The organism is Paraburkholderia sp. SSBN10T (assembly GCF_056619545.1).
The window spans coordinates 379,537-393,722 of sequence record NZ_JBWQQI010000004.1 but is presented as its reverse complement, the minus strand read 5'-3'; the positions used below and the strand labels follow the sequence as shown (position 1 = coordinate 393,722).

The window sequence follows — 14,186 nt, the reverse complement described above, 5'->3', positions numbered from 1 at the left end:
TGCACGCACTCGACCTCTATCTGATCGAAATCGTTGAGCAGGAGCGCGAGGAGTTCGAGAACGATGAACAGAGCCGTCCTACATAACTTCTCGGACGTTGCGGTCGTAATCAAGCGAAGGCTTGCCAGTACTGGCAAGTGCAGACTTTTTGTGGTGACACTATCGCCCACATCGCCAGTAGTGCTTTAATGCATATCGCAAAAAAACGATATATGATTCGTTCTGTTGCGATGTAGCTGCGGGGCCCATTCGCCTTCAAGGCCGCGTCCACCGTTCATACCCCGAAAACCAACCTGATGACCATCGACATCGACGCGATCCACAAGGCGCTCGCCAACCCCATCCGCCGCGAGATTCTGGCGTGGCTGCGGGAGCCGCAAGCGCACTTCGCCGATCAGGAACTGACGCTCGACCACGGCGTGTGCGCCGGCAAGATCGACGCACGCTGCGGGCTGTCGCAGTCCACCGTGTCGGCGCACCTGGCCGCCTTGCAGCGCGCCGGCCTCGTGACGTCGAAGCGGGTCGGCCAGTGGGTGTTTTTCAAGCGCAACGAGCCCGTCATCCAGGCGTTTCTCGAGCATATGAACACGGACCTGTGACGCTCGCGTCTGCTTCGCCGCACTTCTTTCATCACGCTGTTCTTATCGCTGCGGGCACTGTGCCCGCCAGGAAAGGTGAACTCTTATGCCGACTCTTTTTGACCCGCTTCAGATTGGCGATCTCACGCTGAAGAACCGCATCATCATGGCGCCGCTCACGCGTCAGCGCGCCGGCGACGTCCGCGTGCCGAACGCGCTGATGGCCAGGTACTACGCCGAGCGTGCCTCGGCCGGCCTGATCATCAGCGAAGCCACCTCCGTCACGCCGCAAGGCATCGGCTATGCGGATACGCCCGGCATCTGGTCGCAGGAACAGGTCGAAGGCTGGAAGCTCGTCACCAGTGCGGTGCACGCTGCCGGCGGCAAGATCTTCCTGCAGTTGTGGCACGTCGGCCGGGTCTCCGACCCGCTCTTTCTGAACGGCGAACTGCCGGTTGCGCCGAGCGCAATTGCGCCGCAAGGACACGTGAGCCACGTGCGTCCGCAACGCGCCTTCGTGACACCGCGCGCGCTCGATCTGGCAGAAATCCCCGGCATCGTCGACGCCTACCGTAAGGGCGCCGCCAACGCCAAGGCGGCCGGTTTCGACGGGGTCCAGGTGCACGGCGCGAACGGCTATCTGCTCGACCAGTTCCTGCAGGACAGCACCAACCATCGCACCGATGCCTACGGTGGCTCGCTCGAAAACCGCGCTCGCCTGCTGCTTGAAGTGACCGATGCGTGTATCGAAGTGTGGGGGGCCCAGCGCGTCGGCATGCATCTCGCACCGCGCGGCGATGCACACACGATGGGTGACTCGAACCCCGCAGCGACCTTCGGCTATGTGGCACGCGAACTCGGCAAACGTAAGATCGCGTTTATCGCGGCCCGTGAAGCACTCGGCGACAACCGGCTCGGCCCGCAGTTGAAGGCGGCATTCGGCGGCCCGTACATTGCCAACGAGAAATTCACCAAGGAATCAGCACAACACGTGCTGGACGCCGGCGAAGCGGATGCGGTGGCATGGGGTCAGCTCTTCATTGCCAACCCGGATCTGCCGCGCCGTTTCGAACTGGATGCGCCGCTGAACCAGCCGAATCCGGCAACCTACTACGCGGCAGGCGAAACCGGCTATACGGACTATCCGGCGCTGGAGGCAGTGGCGTAAGTGTGGATTGCGCGTAGCGCAATTGCATAAGCGGGTGCGATAAAGCGGCTGAAACAAGCGGTGCAATGAGTCGCACCCAGCCGTTAAGCGCGCGGCGGGCCCGGCCGGAGTGTTATCCGGCCGCGCTCGCCGCGCTCACGTCACGGCACATGAACACGCGCCTCGATTCGTCGAGCCCGTGGGCCACATGCGATGCGCGAATCGCCTGCAACTTCGCGTCGAGGTACGCAGCGTCCATCACGTTGAAGCCGAGCCGCCGATAGTAAGGCGCATTCCACGGCACGTCGCGAAACGTGGACAGCACCAGTTGCCGGGCGCCCGCCCTGGCTGCCAGCAGCTCCACCTGTTCGATCAGCGCCGCGCCGACGCGCCGGCCCGCCCAGGCGGTGAGCACATCGAGTTCTTCGATATAGAACCGCGTCGCAAGCGGCGCGAACATCACGAAGGCGCCGCAGCGCGCCTGCGAGTTCACCGCGACGATGATTTCCGACGCCTCGATCTTGCGGCGCACGAACGACGCGTTCATCGGCCGGGCATCGGCGATGCCGGTCATGCCGACCGTCACGAAGCGCTGGGCCGCTTCATACTCGATCTCGCGCACCGTCTCGATGTCGTCCGGCACGGCAAAGCGAAAGGTGAAGGCGAAAGATTCCTGCATGCGTTTCGGCTCAAAGCGATAACGATAAGATCCGCGCATCCTGTTGGCAGGATGCATCCACCTCGAATCTTGACATCGCCGCGGCAAAACGAACAGACGCGCGATGCCGGCCTCGTGCTACATGCACACATTCACCATACTCGCAGCCATGCGCCACGCAACGAAAAACCCTCCTCCCCGCCTGCCCGCGGCGCTACACTCCCGTTACCTGAACCGCCAAGACTCACGATGGATCTGATGCACCTGCTGCAGATCGCCCTGCACTTCGACCGCAACCTTGGTGGACTGATCGCGCAATACGGCACCGCTGTCTACGCAATGCTGTTCGCCATCATCTTCGTCGAGATCGGCTTCCTGCCGCTGTTTTTCCTGCCCGGCGACCCGCTGATCTTCATCTGCGGCGCCTTCGCGGCGACCGGCGCGCTCAATGTCTGGCTGGTGATTCCCGTGCTGTTCACAGCGACCGTGGCGGGCAGCATCGTCAACTTCCTGATTGGCCGTGCGATCGGCGAGAAGGTCTACACCGCCGAGTACCGCTGGCTGGACAAGCACGCCCTGCAGAAGGCCCACGCCTTTTACGAAGCGCGCGGCGGCCTGACCTTCCTGCTCTCGCCGTATATCGCCGTGGTGCGCACCTTCGCGCCGTTCGTGGCCGGCGTCTCGCGGATGGGGTTCACGCGCTTTACCTCGTTCGTCGTAGCAGGCGCCGCGCTCTGGATCGTGTCGCTGGTGGCGGCCGGCTATCTGTTCGGCAACGTGCCGGTGGTGCGCGACCATATGAGTTCGATCGTCCTGCTCGGTGTTGGGCTCGGCGTCGGTTCGCTGCTGGTTAGCGGGCTCTGGCGTTTCGTCAACAACCGGCGGCAGCGCGCCTGATGCAATCCGGTAATCGCCGCATGGTGCGGCGCACCAGCGGCAATCTCACGCAAACGCATCGATTCCCTGCACCAGCCGCTTCGCCAGACGCGGTTGGCGCAACTGTTCGAGCCACCATTGCAGCGCTCGTCCCTCGTGATCGCCGCGCCATGCGACATACAGCACATTGGGTTCGCGTGGATCGGTGGTGGTCTTTTCGACCAGTTCGCCGCGCTTGAGCAAGCCCGCCACGCGCTGGCGAGGCAACCAGCCGACGCCCAGACCGTCGCGCTGCGCGAGGATCTTGGCACGCATGGAAGGAACCGCCAGCGAGGCCTGACCGCCCACCACCCCGTACGCCCGCCCCGCGGTCAAGCGCGACGAATCGGCCACGACCACGCCACGGTGCGCCGAAATCGCATCGCGTTTGAGCGGACCGCGGGCCGCCGCCAGCGGATGACGCGGCGACACCGCAAAGACCCACTCCATCACGCCCAGCTCGAACCAGCGCAGACCGGGAATCGCCGGCGGCTCATTCGTTGCCCCAACGATCAGATCGGCCCTGCCGTCGCGCAGCGCCTCCCATGTCCCGCTCAACACTTCATGCGTCAGACGCAACTGGACACCGGACGCGAGGCTGTCGAACGCACGGATCACCGGCATCAGCGATTCGAACTCGAGGATTTCGTCGGTAACGATCCATAGCCGGTCCTCCCAGCCACTCGCAATCTGCCGCACGCGCCGGGTCATGCGCGCCATGTCCTGCATCAACCGGGCCGCTTCCTCCGCAAGAAGGTGCCCTGCCGGTGTCAATTGCAAACGGTAGCGGCGCCGGTCGAACAGCAGCGCGTCAAAGCGCGTTTCGAGTTGCCTTGCCGCATGCGACACCGTGGACGGCGCCTTGCCGAGCCGCGCCGCAGCCCTTGACAGGCTGCCGGTTTCGCGAATCGCATCGAGCAACGCCAGTTCTTCTTCAGACAACATGTGCGACTCCGTCGAACGTGTTCATCGGCGAAAGCGTACGGCAAAACAAGGCCGAGCGTCCACGATGGCACTACGCAATCTGGATTTATCCGCAAACCCGTCCAGGGGTGACGTGCGGTTGCCGGTCACGCCGCGACCATCGCTCAGGCAAACGCGGCCGGCATGCCAGAATGGCGAGTGTTTCTTCACACGAGGTCACCGCTGCCTTGGACATGCACATCAGCATTCATGGCCGTCAGGATCTGACGGGCCAGATCTATCGCCAGTTGCGCGCGGGCATCATCGACGGCCGGCTTGCCAGCGGCGAGCGCCTGCCCTCCACGCGCGACCTGGCCGGCCAGCTTGGCGTGTCGCGCAAGACCACCCTCGAAGTGTTCGAGCGGCTGATCACCGAGGGCTATCTGCGCACGCAACCCGGCAACGGCACCTTTGTCGCCGACGGCCTCACCCGCGTACCGAACCACGCTGGACCATCACGCGGCGCCGGGACAGCGGCCGTGGCAGCCGATACGGCAGACACCGCCGGTCTGGCCGCCGCGCGCTCCGTCTGGGCCGAGGTTCCCGAGGATCTGTCGATGCCGCGCTACCGCGCCGCGCTGCCGTTCGATTTTCGCGGCGGCGTGACCGACAAAACCCAGTTCCCGTTCGACGACTGGCGGCGCTGCATCAATCATGCGGTGCGCGTGCAGGCGCGCAGCCGCGGCGAATACCACGACCCCGGCGGCGAACAGGAATTGCGCCTCGGCATCTCACGCTACGTCGCCTTCAGCCGCGCGGTGGCGTGCAGTTGGCAAGATGTGATCGTCACCCAGGGCGCGCAGCAGGCGCTCGATCTGCTCGCGCGGGTGGTGGTCAAGCCGGGCGATATCGTCGCCATGGAGGACCCGGGCTACCCGCCTGCCCGAGCGGCCTTCGCGGCACTGGGCGCGACCGTGACGAGCGTCCCCGTCGATGCGCATGGCCTCGTCACCGCGAAGCTGCCGCGCCGCGCGGCGCTCGTCTATGTCACGCCCTCCCACCAGTTCCCGCTCGGCATGCCGATGAGTCTCGAACGGCGCGTCGAACTGCTCGAATGGGCGCAGCGACACCACGCGGTGATTGTCGAAGACGACTACGACTGCGAATTCCGCTTCGAGGGACGGCCGATGGAGTCGCTCAAGAGTCTCGATCGCGCCGGCCTCGTCGCCTACGTCGGCACTTTTTCGAAGACCATCTTTCCGGAGTTGCGGATCGGCTATGTGGTGCCGCCGCGCTCGCTGAATCTCGCGCTGCAGAAAGCCAAGCAGATCGGCGACTGGCACACCTGCACGCTCACACAAACCGCGCTTGCACGCTTCATGCTCGACGGCGACTTCGCGCGGCATCTGCGGCGCATCCACAAGCACTATGCGGCGCGGCGCCAGATGCTGCTTGGGCATTTGCAGGGTGCGCTGGCGCGCTGGTTCGAACCGCTGCCGTCTGCCGCGGGCATCCATCTGACGGCGCTGCTCAAGTCAGGTCTGCAAGAAGCCCCGCTGATTGCCGCCGCTGCCGAAACGGCCTCGGTCGGCCTGTACGGCATTGCGCCGTTTTACGCGAGCGAGCCGAAGCGGCAGGGCTTGCTTTTCGGCTACGGCGGGACCAGCGCGGACGATATCGACATCGCACTGAAGCGGCTCGCCGGGTTGTTGCAGCAAGCCGGCTGAATGCGCTACCGGCTCGCCATCGCGCACAGTCGGCGCGCGCCGCTGGTATCCTGAAAATGCACAAAATTGGCTATTTCAGAACGCCAGTGAAACGCCTAATCTTCCTCATGTCGCGCCACCCGGCGCATCGACTGAAAGTGAGGAAAGCATCATGGAATCCCGTCTCGACTTCTACAAAGCCAGCCCACAAGCAGTCAAGGCCCTGCTCGCCGTGGAGGAACGCATCGGCAAGAGCAGCATCGAAAAATCGCTCGCTGAACTGGTGCGCCTGCGCGCCTCGCAGATCAACGGCTGCGCGTTCTGTGTCGATATGCATACCACCGACGCCCGCAAAGGCGGCGAAACCGAACGGCGTCTCGCCACCGTCGTGGTGTGGCGCGAAACGCCGTTCTTCACCGAGCGCGAACGCGCCGCACTCGAATGGACCGAGGCCGTGACGCTGGTGTCCGAAGCGCACGTGCCGGATGCCGTCTGGGAGGCGGTGAAGCCGCATTTCAGCGATGAAGAGCTGGTCGACCTGACCTTGCTGATCGCCGCGATCAATAGCTGGAACCGCTTCGCGATCGCTTTCCGCAAGATGCCTGCTTAATAGCGCTGCCGTGCATGCACCGAGTCGGTCCGCTCCTTTCGGGAACGAACCGGCTCGGTGCATGTGTCGTCAAGGTCGCTGCTGCAGGCCAATTCGCTGGGGCAATTCGGCGGGTCGCCGCGGAGAGTCCCTTCTGGCCGGGACTCTCCCGGCGCTGCCTTAAAGCTGACTCATCCCGCCATCTGCGATGATTTCCGTGCCGACGATAAACGCTGATTCGGCGGACGAAAGATGCAGCACAGTCGCGGCGATTTCCTCCGGCGTGCCGAAACGGCCGAGCGGAATCTGGTTGAGGATGTGGGCTGCCGTTGCTTCCAGGGTCGCAGCGTCGAGCCCCAGCTTGTCGTAGATCGGCGTCTGCACCGGTCCCGGGCTGACCACGTTCACGCGCACGCCGCGCGGCAGCAGTTCGGACGACAGCGTCTTCGCCAGCGAGATCAGCGCGGCCTTGCTCGCCGCATAGACCGACGAACCCGGCATACCGATGCGCGCGTTGATCGAACCATTGATCACGAGCGACGCACCCTGATTCAACAACGGCAGCAGCGCCTGAATCTGAAAATAAGCGCCCTTCACGTTGGTGTTGAAGGTCAGATCCCACAGTGCTTCATCCACGTCCGCGAACGGCGCGAACCTGGCGACACCTGCATTGATGAATACGGCGTCGAGCCGGATGCCAGCCTGAGCGAGCGTGCTCGCCAGTTCTCGCGCGGCGGCGAGCGAACCAGCATCATTGCGAACGGCTAGCGCGTCGGCGCCGAGCACGTGCCGCGCGTCCTCGAGCGCAGCCGCATCGCGGCCCGTGATGACCACGCGTGCCCCTTCGGCCGCGAACGCCCTGGCGGTGGCGAGGCCGATACCGCTGCTGCCGCCCGTGACGAGTACAGTTTTACCTTGAAAGCGAATCATGATTCTCTCCAGTGAGTTTGGTTCGGTGAGTGACCGTGAATGCATGATGCGCTGCCCCGGCTCGCTTGCCGTACGATAGAAGCGACGCAGTCGTTCGAAATTATCGAACATGTTTGACGGCCGGAATCCGCCTGAACCTATTTCAAGCCGAGCCGTTTGGCCAGCCGGTTGAGGTTCGCCCGATCAAGCCCGAGTTCGCGTGCCGCAGCGGCCCAGTTCTGGTTGTGACGCTCGAGCGCATCGAGCACCATCGTGCGTTCGAACGCAGTCACAGCACTGCGAAAATCCGCTCCACCGGGCTGCGAAGCATCTGCGTCGGTAGCAGGTTCGCCATGCACTTCCATTGGCACGGCAAGCGCAAAATCCGCCGCGCTCAACGTCAGGATGCGCCGTCGTTCACGATTGGCGGCCAGCGCCTTGAGCGCGCTTCGGCCGATCAGATGTTCGAGTTCGCGCACATTGCCGGGCCACGGATAGCGCAACAGCGCCGCTTGCGCATCTGCTGCCAGGCGCAAGCTCAACACGCCGAGCCGCGAGCGATTTTCTTCGAGGAAAAAACCGGCCAGCAGCAACACGTCCTTGCCCCGCTCGCGCAACGGCGGCACCCGCAACGGATAGACGCTGAGCCGGTGATAGAAGTCCGCGCGAAACCGCCCTGCCCGCACTTCCTCGGCAAGATCGCGGTTGGTGGCGGCAATCAGGCGCACGTCGACCTTGTGTTCATGGTCCGAGCCGATCCGCTGCAACTGGCCGTTCTGCAACACGCGCAGCAGCTTGGCCTGCACGGCGAGCGGCAATTCGCCGACTTCATCGAGAAACAGCGTGCCGCCATCGGCCAGCTCGAACTTGCCGCGCCGGTCCGATGACGCCCCGGAGAACGCCCCACGCACATGGCCGAACAGTTCGCTTTCGACCAGGGTATCCGGCAACGCCGCGCAATTGAGACTGATGAGCGGTTTGTTGACCCGCGCCGACAGCGCATGAATCGCGTTGGCAACGAGTTCCTTGCCGACGCCGGTCTCGCCGGTAACCAGCACCGTCAGGTCGCTGCTTGAGACGACTTCGATCTCTTCGAGCAGATGCTTATGCGGCGCGCTGCTGCCGATCATCTCGCGGCGGCTTTGCCCGCTTGCCTGCCGATACGCTTCCGCACGGCTGCGTTCCTCTTCGCTCGCGCGCGCCAGCGTGTCGATCCGCTCGACCACGCTGACGGTGGCGGCGGCAAGGCTAACGAAGGCCTGCAGCGAGGGCATGTCGAGATCGTCGAAGCGCGCTGGGTCCAGCGCATCGAGTGTGAGCAAGCCCCATGGCTGCCCGCCGATAAACAGCGGACAGCCGAGACAGTCGTGCACCTCGAGCTGGCCGGCCACGCCTTGCACGAGTCCGTCGTACGGATCGGGCAGGTCGGAGTCGGCCGCAAAGCGCGTCGGCTCAGCGCGCGACAGCAGTTGCGCGAAACGCGGATGGTCGCTCACGCGAAAGCGGCGCCCGAGCGTGTCGCTGCTCAAGCCGTCGATCGCAAGCGGCACCAAAGTGTCGCCCTCGAGGCGCAGCAGCGCCGCGGCGTCACCGGGAAACAGCGCGCGCAGGCTGCTCAACAAGCGGCGATAGCGCTCGGTATCGGAGAGGTCGCGCGACAGATCCTGCATCAGCGGCGTGAGCGCGTCGAGCAAGGCACGCGCAGTCATTCCGACCTCATTCGCAGTCGATCTGACCAGAGTCTGATTGACCATTTCGAATTTTAAATAATTGATTTAAATGAATTTTACACCTGGCACGAAAGATGGATAGAGAGACCCGCAGCCGGCAGACGGCTGAACCTCAACTGAAACAGGAATCCGCATATGCTCAGCGCCGAACATCGCACCATCGTCAAAGCCACTGTCCCCCTGCTTGAAAGCGGCGGCGAGGCACTCACCACGCACTTCTACAAGCTGCTCATGAGCGAGCATCCCGAGGTCCGGCCGCTCTTCAATGCCGCGAATCAGGCGAGCGGCGCGCAGCCGCGCGCGCTCGCCAACGCCGTGCTGATGTACGCGCGCCATATCGACCAGCTTGAACAGCTCGGCGGCCTGGTCTCGCAGATCGTCAACAAGCACGTCGCCCTGGATATCCAGCCCGAGCACTATCCGCTCGTCGGCAAGTGCCTGCTGCGGGCCATCCGCGAAGTGCTCGGCGCAGAGATCGCCACCGATGCGGTGATCGAAGCATGGGCCGCTGCCTACCAGCAACTGGCCGACCTGCTGATCGGACTCGAAGAACAGATGTATGCGCAGCGCGCAGCGGCCCCGGGCGGATGGCGCGGCACACGGCTGTTCCGCGTCGCACGCAAAGTACGGGAAAGCGACGAGATCACTTCGTTCTACCTGCGCCCCGCCGACCACGAGCCGCTGCTCGCGTTCGAACCGGGCCAGTACATTGGTGTGCGGCTCCTGATCGACGGCGACGAAGTGCGTCGCAACTATTCGCTTTCGGCGGCGGCCAATGGCCACGAATATCGCATCAGTGTGAAGCGCGAGCCCAACGGCAAGGTGTCGAACCATCTGCATGCTCACGTGAACGAAGGCGACGCGCTCGAACTGTTCGCACCGGCCGGCGACTTCAAACTCGTCCCCAGCGACAAACCGCTGGTGCTGATTAGCGGCGGGGTCGGCATTACACCGACTCTGGCGATGCTGCAGGCCGCGCTTGAAACGCAGCGTCCGGTGCACTTCATCCACGCAGCGCGCAACGGCGGCGTGCACGCGTTTCGCGCGGCGATCGACGCGCTGGCCGCACGCCATCCGCAACTCAAGCGTTTCTATTGCTATGAAGAACAGCGCGCAGGCGATCCTGAAGCAAATGCAACCGGCTATCTCGACGCGGCGCAACTCAATCGATGGCTGCCGGAAACGCGCGACGTGGATGCCTATTTCCTCGGCCCGATCGCCTTCATGAAAGCGGTGAAGCAACATCTGAAGACGCTCGGCGTGCCGGAAGCACAAAGCCGTTATGAGTTCTTCGGTCCGGCGGCCGCACTCGAATAACCCCCTCCGCAAAGCACGCGAGCACGCAACCGGTCCCGCAGGATGCGGGGCCCGCCGCTGTTCGCGTCAGCTTGCTGCTATGCCCTCTGCGCTCCTGTCTGCAATCGGTACTCACACCGATTAGCCACACTAAACATGTGCTACATCAATCCGTCACGCCACTGACACAGAACCGCCGAGTGCAACATCGGCACAACAAATAGAGTCATTTATCACGACATTTGACAAAATTTAAATTGGGTTCCCGTCTTATATCAAGCAGACTTCTTAAACCGCACGATTGAACGACGGAGAAACTCGTGAACATTGAAGATACATGGGACGCTCACATGCGCCGTGCGCCCGTGGACGCCGCAAAGACGCAACGCGAGCCGGCGTCGCCCGCGCTGCGCACCATGCAGGTTTTCATTGCGCTCGTGTGCGTCTGGTCGCTCATCGAAACACCCTGGGAGGTCAGCCCTGGCGATGGCACGGCACGCATCGTCGCGCTGCTGCTTGCCAAATGCCTGCTGCTCGCGGCGGGAGCCGCCGCCTATTTTGGCGTGCGCTACGCACGTTCGGTGTTTGTGTTCCTGTGCGGTGCGAGCGTGCTCGCTGTCGCTTCCACGCTGCCGTTCGAATACACGATCTCGCATGAACTGTTCAAGCTCTCGTTGATCGAGTGCATGGGCAAAGTTGCGCTCGTCGCAAGCTACGCAATCTGGTACGTCAAAAACCATTAAGCGGCGCGTGCCGGCACGCGCCGCCGCCCAACCCACACGCCTCGTCAATGCGCGGCCGCCGCTGCCGCATCCGCACTGCCCTTGCCCGGCTTCGTGACCCAGATCAGCGGAATGATCGCAACGAAAATCACCGCTGACAGCCAGAAGATGTCATTGAGCCCGAGCATGGCCGCCTGCGTGCCGAGCGAACGCTCGAAGAACGCAAGCGCCTGCTGGGAGCCGCCGCCGAGCGTCGTATGCAGCGCATCGAGCGAAGCGACAAACGTCGGATTATTGACGCTCGCCTGTTCGGCGAGACGCGCGTGATGCAGGATTGTGCGGTCGTTCCAGCCCGTGCTCGCCAGCGACGTTCCCACTGCGCCGGCAAACACACGCACGAAGTTCGACAAGCCGGCCGCCGCTGGAATCTTCTCCGCGGGCAGCCCAGACAGAATGATCGCGGTCAACGGCACGAAGAAGAAACCGGTCGGGAAACCTTGCAGCAAGGTCGGCAGCACGAGCGTCCAGGTATCGACGCCGGTCGTGTAGCCTGAGCGCAGAAAGAACACACCTGCAAAGCCGACGAACGCCAATGTGGCGAGCACCCGCGCATCGGATTTCGGCATGAGCTTCGCGATGACCGGCGCAAGCAGCACCGCGAAGATGCCAAGCGGCGCAGTGGCTAAGCCCGCATCCACCGCACGATAGTTCAGATACTCCTGCATCCACTGCGGCAACAGCACGAGGTTCGAAAAGAACACCGCATACGCCACTGAAATCGCCACTGTGCCGCCCAGAAAATTGCGGCCCGCAAACAGCCGTAAATTGACGATCGGATTTTTCTCGGTCAGCTCCCAGATCAGGAAGAAGACGAAGCTGATCAGCGCAAACACCGTCAACGCGACAATCACCGGCGAGTTGAACCAGTCGAGATCCTTGCCTTTGTCGAGCATCACCTGCAGCGAGCCGACCCAGGCGATCAGCGACAGCAGCCCCACCTTGTCGATCGGCAGGCGCCTTGTCGGCGTTTCGCGGTCGCGATAGATCGCCCACGTGACGCCCGCCGCGAAGATGCCGACCGGAACGTTGATGTAGAAGATCCATGACCACGAATAGCTGTCCGTAATCCAGCCGCCCAATGCCGGGCCGGCAATCGGACCGACGGTTGCCGTCATCGCCCACAGCGCTAGTGCATGGGCGCTCTTTTCCTTCGGATACGAGCCGAGCAAAATCGCCTGCGACAACGGAATCAGCGGACCCGCCACCGCGCCTTGCACGATCCGTGCGGCGAGCAGCACCGGCAGCGTCGGCGCCATGCCGCACATCCAGGAGGACAGCACGAACAGCAGGATCGCCCAGACGAACAGCTTGATCTGCCCGACTCGCTGCGTGAGCCAGCCTGTGAGCGGGATCGAAATCGCATTTGCGGCCGAAAACAGCGTGATGACCCAGGTCCCCTCGTCCACCGACACGCCAAGGTTGCCGGAAATAGTCGGTATCGCGACATTGGCAATTGAGGAATCCAGAACATTCATGAAAGTGGCTAGCGCCACCGCAAGCGTCGCCAGCACCAGCTTGCCGCCGGAGAGCGGCGCGAGTGCGGCGGGATGGGTCGATTGATTCATGTCATCACCGTTCAAAAGGGACAACGGTCAGAAGAAGCGAGCCTCTATCTGACCTGTCAGCTAATTGGGCAAAAAAAATTCGTCTCTGTATGCATGAGTGCGCGAGTCAACCGGCGGTGCGTTCGGCATTGCGGCGGGCGGCGGTCTTTTGCGCAGCGCCTGCGGCTGCGCTTTGGCCGAGCGGCATGTTCTGCGCGATGATCCGCGCGATTTCCGCATCCGCCTCGGCGCCGTACTGGGCGAACACATCGGTGCGATATGTGGTGTTCGTCGCAGCGGCCAACTGGGTGCCCGACTCGTCGTGCGTATTCACATCGACCTGCATCGACAGGCCGATCCGCAACGGATGGGCGTCGAGTTCGCGCTGGTCGAGCTGCACGCGCACCGGCAGGCGCTGCACCACCTTGATCCAGTTGCCGGTGGCATTTTGCGCCGGCAATACGTCGAAGGCCGCGCCGGTGCCGGCCGAAAAGCCCACCACCTTGCCGTGATACCTGACGCTGGAACCGTAGACGTCGGCCGTCAACGTGACCGGCTGGCCGATGCGCATGTGCCGCAGTTGACCCTCCTTGAAGTTCGCGTTCACCCACACCCCATCGAGCGGCACGATCGCCATCAGCGGCGTGCCGGGAGCGACACGCTGACCCACCTGTACCGAACGCTGCGCGACGTAGCCGGTAACCGGTGCCGGCAAGGTGTTGCGCGCGTAACTGAGGTAGGCGTCACGCACCTTCGAGGCGGCTGCCTGCACATCGGGATGTCCGGCTACGGTCGTGCGATCGGTCAGCGCGTGATTGGCTTCGGCCTGCTGACGCGCGGCTTCGAGTGCGGCTTCGGCGGAGTTGACCGCGTCACGGGCGTGGTCGATGTCTTCGCCCGACACCGCTCCGGTGCCGGCCACCGCTTCGCGACGCTTCAGATCGTCGTTCGCGCGCGCCAGGTCGGCCTCGCGCTGGGCGATGTTGGCGGCATAGAAGTCGTTGTTCACATACAGGCCGCTGACCTGCCGCACCGTCTGCCCCAGTGTCGCTTCGGCGTTCAACAGTGCGACCCTGGCGTCGGCGCCGTCGAGGGTGACCACCGGATCGCCCCGCTTGACAATCTGCGTATCGTCCGCGTTGACGGCGACCACCGTGCCGCTGACCTGTGGAGTCAATTGCACGAGGTTGCCGCTGACGTATGCGTCGTCGGTGGACTGGTAGAAACGCCCAACCGTGAAGTAGTACGCGCCATAGGCTGCGCCGGAGGCGACAATGGCGGCCGCCAGCAGCGTCAGCAGCAACTTGCGCTTGCCGGGGTTCTGCTGCTCGCTATGGTTTGCCTGCTCGGCTGGATCGCGGGGTTCGACTTGCTCCGTCGCGCGCTCGGTGATGGTATCGCTCATTTCAATGGCTCCTGGCAAAGAATG

General features: G+C 63.5%; 13 protein-coding genes. 7 read left to right on the top strand and 6 right to left on the bottom strand.

Going from position 1 to position 14,186, the window contains the following annotated elements; all coding sequences use genetic code 11:
* The first annotated feature begins 296 nt into the window (after positions 1-296).
* Complete coding sequence (locus AC1ECK_RS08845) at positions 297-599, top strand: ArsR/SmtB family transcription factor (RefSeq protein ID WP_480318024.1); 303 nt, start codon at positions 297-299, stop codon at positions 597-599.
* Positions 600-684: 85 nt separating this feature from the next.
* Positions 685-1,746 carry an alkene reductase gene (locus AC1ECK_RS08840; protein ID WP_480318022.1) on the top strand — a complete coding sequence of 354 codons (1,062 nt, stop codon included), beginning with the start codon at positions 685-687 and terminating at the stop codon, positions 1,744-1,746.
* Positions 1,747-1,858: 112 nt separating this feature from the next.
* Here the strand turns inward: AC1ECK_RS08840 and AC1ECK_RS08835 are convergent, their stop codons facing one another.
* Complete coding sequence (locus tag AC1ECK_RS08835; RefSeq protein ID WP_480318020.1) at positions 1,859-2,404, bottom strand: GNAT family N-acetyltransferase; 546 nt, start codon at positions 2,402-2,404, stop codon at positions 1,859-1,861.
* A gap of 228 nt (positions 2,405-2,632) precedes the next feature.
* Here AC1ECK_RS08835 and AC1ECK_RS08830 point away from each other — a divergent pair, with 228 nt between their 5' ends.
* Complete coding sequence (locus tag AC1ECK_RS08830; RefSeq protein ID WP_480318018.1) at positions 2,633-3,280, top strand: VTT domain-containing protein; 648 nt, start codon at positions 2,633-2,635, stop codon at positions 3,278-3,280.
* A gap of 45 nt (positions 3,281-3,325) precedes the next feature.
* On the opposite strand, the gene AC1ECK_RS08825 is transcribed toward AC1ECK_RS08830, so the two are convergent.
* Complete coding sequence (locus AC1ECK_RS08825; RefSeq protein WP_480318016.1) at positions 3,326-4,243, bottom strand: LysR family transcriptional regulator; 918 nt, start codon at positions 4,241-4,243, stop codon at positions 3,326-3,328.
* Between the two features lie 206 nt (positions 4,244-4,449).
* On the opposite strand from AC1ECK_RS08825, the gene pdxR reads away from it, so the two are divergent.
* Together pdxR and AC1ECK_RS08815 are read left to right on the top strand one after the other, a co-directional pair.
* Positions 4,450-5,928: a MocR-like pyridoxine biosynthesis transcription factor PdxR gene (gene pdxR / locus AC1ECK_RS08820; protein ID WP_480318133.1), complete on the top strand. Its 1,479-nt coding sequence runs from the start codon at positions 4,450-4,452 to the stop codon at positions 5,926-5,928.
* Positions 5,929-6,079: 151 nt separating this feature from the next.
* Positions 6,080-6,517 carry a carboxymuconolactone decarboxylase family protein gene (locus AC1ECK_RS08815; RefSeq protein WP_480318014.1) on the top strand — a complete coding sequence of 146 codons (438 nt, stop codon included), beginning with the start codon at positions 6,080-6,082 and terminating at the stop codon, positions 6,515-6,517.
* Between the two features lie 159 nt (positions 6,518-6,676).
* Here AC1ECK_RS08815 and AC1ECK_RS08810 read toward each other — a convergent pair whose 3' ends face one another.
* A complete protein-coding gene (locus tag AC1ECK_RS08810; protein WP_480318012.1) occupies positions 6,677-7,426 on the bottom strand; it encodes an SDR family oxidoreductase in 750 nt (249 codons plus the stop codon).
* A gap of 137 nt (positions 7,427-7,563) precedes the next feature.
* Positions 7,564-9,159 carry a nitric oxide reductase transcriptional regulator NorR gene (gene norR, locus AC1ECK_RS08805; protein ID WP_480318010.1) on the bottom strand — a complete coding sequence of 532 codons (1,596 nt, stop codon included), beginning with the start codon at positions 9,157-9,159 and terminating at the stop codon, positions 7,564-7,566.
* 111 nt (positions 9,160-9,270) lie between these two features.
* Between norR and hmpA the strand changes: the two genes are divergently transcribed.
* Together hmpA and AC1ECK_RS08795 are read left to right on the top strand one after the other, a co-directional pair.
* Positions 9,271-10,452: an NO-inducible flavohemoprotein gene (gene hmpA, locus AC1ECK_RS08800; RefSeq protein WP_480318008.1), complete on the top strand. Its 1,182-nt coding sequence runs from the start codon at positions 9,271-9,273 to the stop codon at positions 10,450-10,452.
* Positions 10,453-10,751: 299 nt separating this feature from the next.
* Entirely contained in the window at positions 10,752-11,174 is a 423-nt protein-coding gene (locus AC1ECK_RS08795) for a hypothetical protein (protein WP_480318006.1), read from the top strand.
* A gap of 44 nt (positions 11,175-11,218) precedes the next feature.
* Here the strand turns inward: AC1ECK_RS08795 and AC1ECK_RS08790 are convergent, their stop codons facing one another.
* Positions 11,219-12,778 carry a DHA2 family efflux MFS transporter permease subunit gene (locus tag AC1ECK_RS08790; RefSeq protein ID WP_480318004.1) on the bottom strand — a complete coding sequence of 520 codons (1,560 nt, stop codon included), beginning with the start codon at positions 12,776-12,778 and terminating at the stop codon, positions 11,219-11,221.
* A 106-nt stretch (positions 12,779-12,884) separates the two neighbouring features.
* Positions 12,885-14,162, bottom strand: coding sequence for an EmrA/EmrK family multidrug efflux transporter periplasmic adaptor subunit (locus AC1ECK_RS08785; protein WP_480318002.1), 1,278 nt, complete (start codon positions 14,160-14,162; stop codon positions 12,885-12,887).
* Positions 14,163-14,186 lie beyond the last annotated feature (24 nt).

Excerpts from the sequence above, each read along its gene's own strand:
- AC1ECK_RS08830 (WP_480318018.1), top strand. The coding sequence starts at position 2,633 with ATGGATCTGATGCACCTGCTGCAGATCGCCCTGCACTTCGACCGCAAC.
- AC1ECK_RS08790 (WP_480318004.1), bottom strand. The coding sequence starts at position 12,778 with ATGAATCAATCGACCCATCCCGCCGCACTCGCGCCGCTCTCCGGCGGC.
- norR (WP_480318010.1), bottom strand. The coding sequence starts at position 9,159 with ATGGTCAATCAGACTCTGGTCAGATCGACTGCGAATGAGGTCGGAATG.
- AC1ECK_RS08810 (WP_480318012.1), bottom strand. The coding sequence starts at position 7,426 with ATGATTCGCTTTCAAGGTAAAACTGTACTCGTCACGGGCGGCAGCAGC.
- AC1ECK_RS08785 (WP_480318002.1), bottom strand. The coding sequence starts at position 14,162 with ATGAGCGATACCATCACCGAGCGCGCGACGGAGCAAGTCGAACCCCGC.
- AC1ECK_RS08825 (WP_480318016.1), bottom strand. The coding sequence starts at position 4,243 with ATGTTGTCTGAAGAAGAACTGGCGTTGCTCGATGCGATTCGCGAAACC.
- AC1ECK_RS08835 (WP_480318020.1), bottom strand. The coding sequence starts at position 2,404 with ATGCAGGAATCTTTCGCCTTCACCTTTCGCTTTGCCGTGCCGGACGAC.
- hmpA (WP_480318008.1), top strand. The coding sequence starts at position 9,271 with ATGCTCAGCGCCGAACATCGCACCATCGTCAAAGCCACTGTCCCCCTG.
- AC1ECK_RS08840 (WP_480318022.1), top strand. The coding sequence starts at position 685 with ATGCCGACTCTTTTTGACCCGCTTCAGATTGGCGATCTCACGCTGAAG.
- AC1ECK_RS08845 (WP_480318024.1), top strand. The coding sequence starts at position 297 with ATGACCATCGACATCGACGCGATCCACAAGGCGCTCGCCAACCCCATC.
- AC1ECK_RS08815 (WP_480318014.1), top strand. The coding sequence starts at position 6,080 with ATGGAATCCCGTCTCGACTTCTACAAAGCCAGCCCACAAGCAGTCAAG.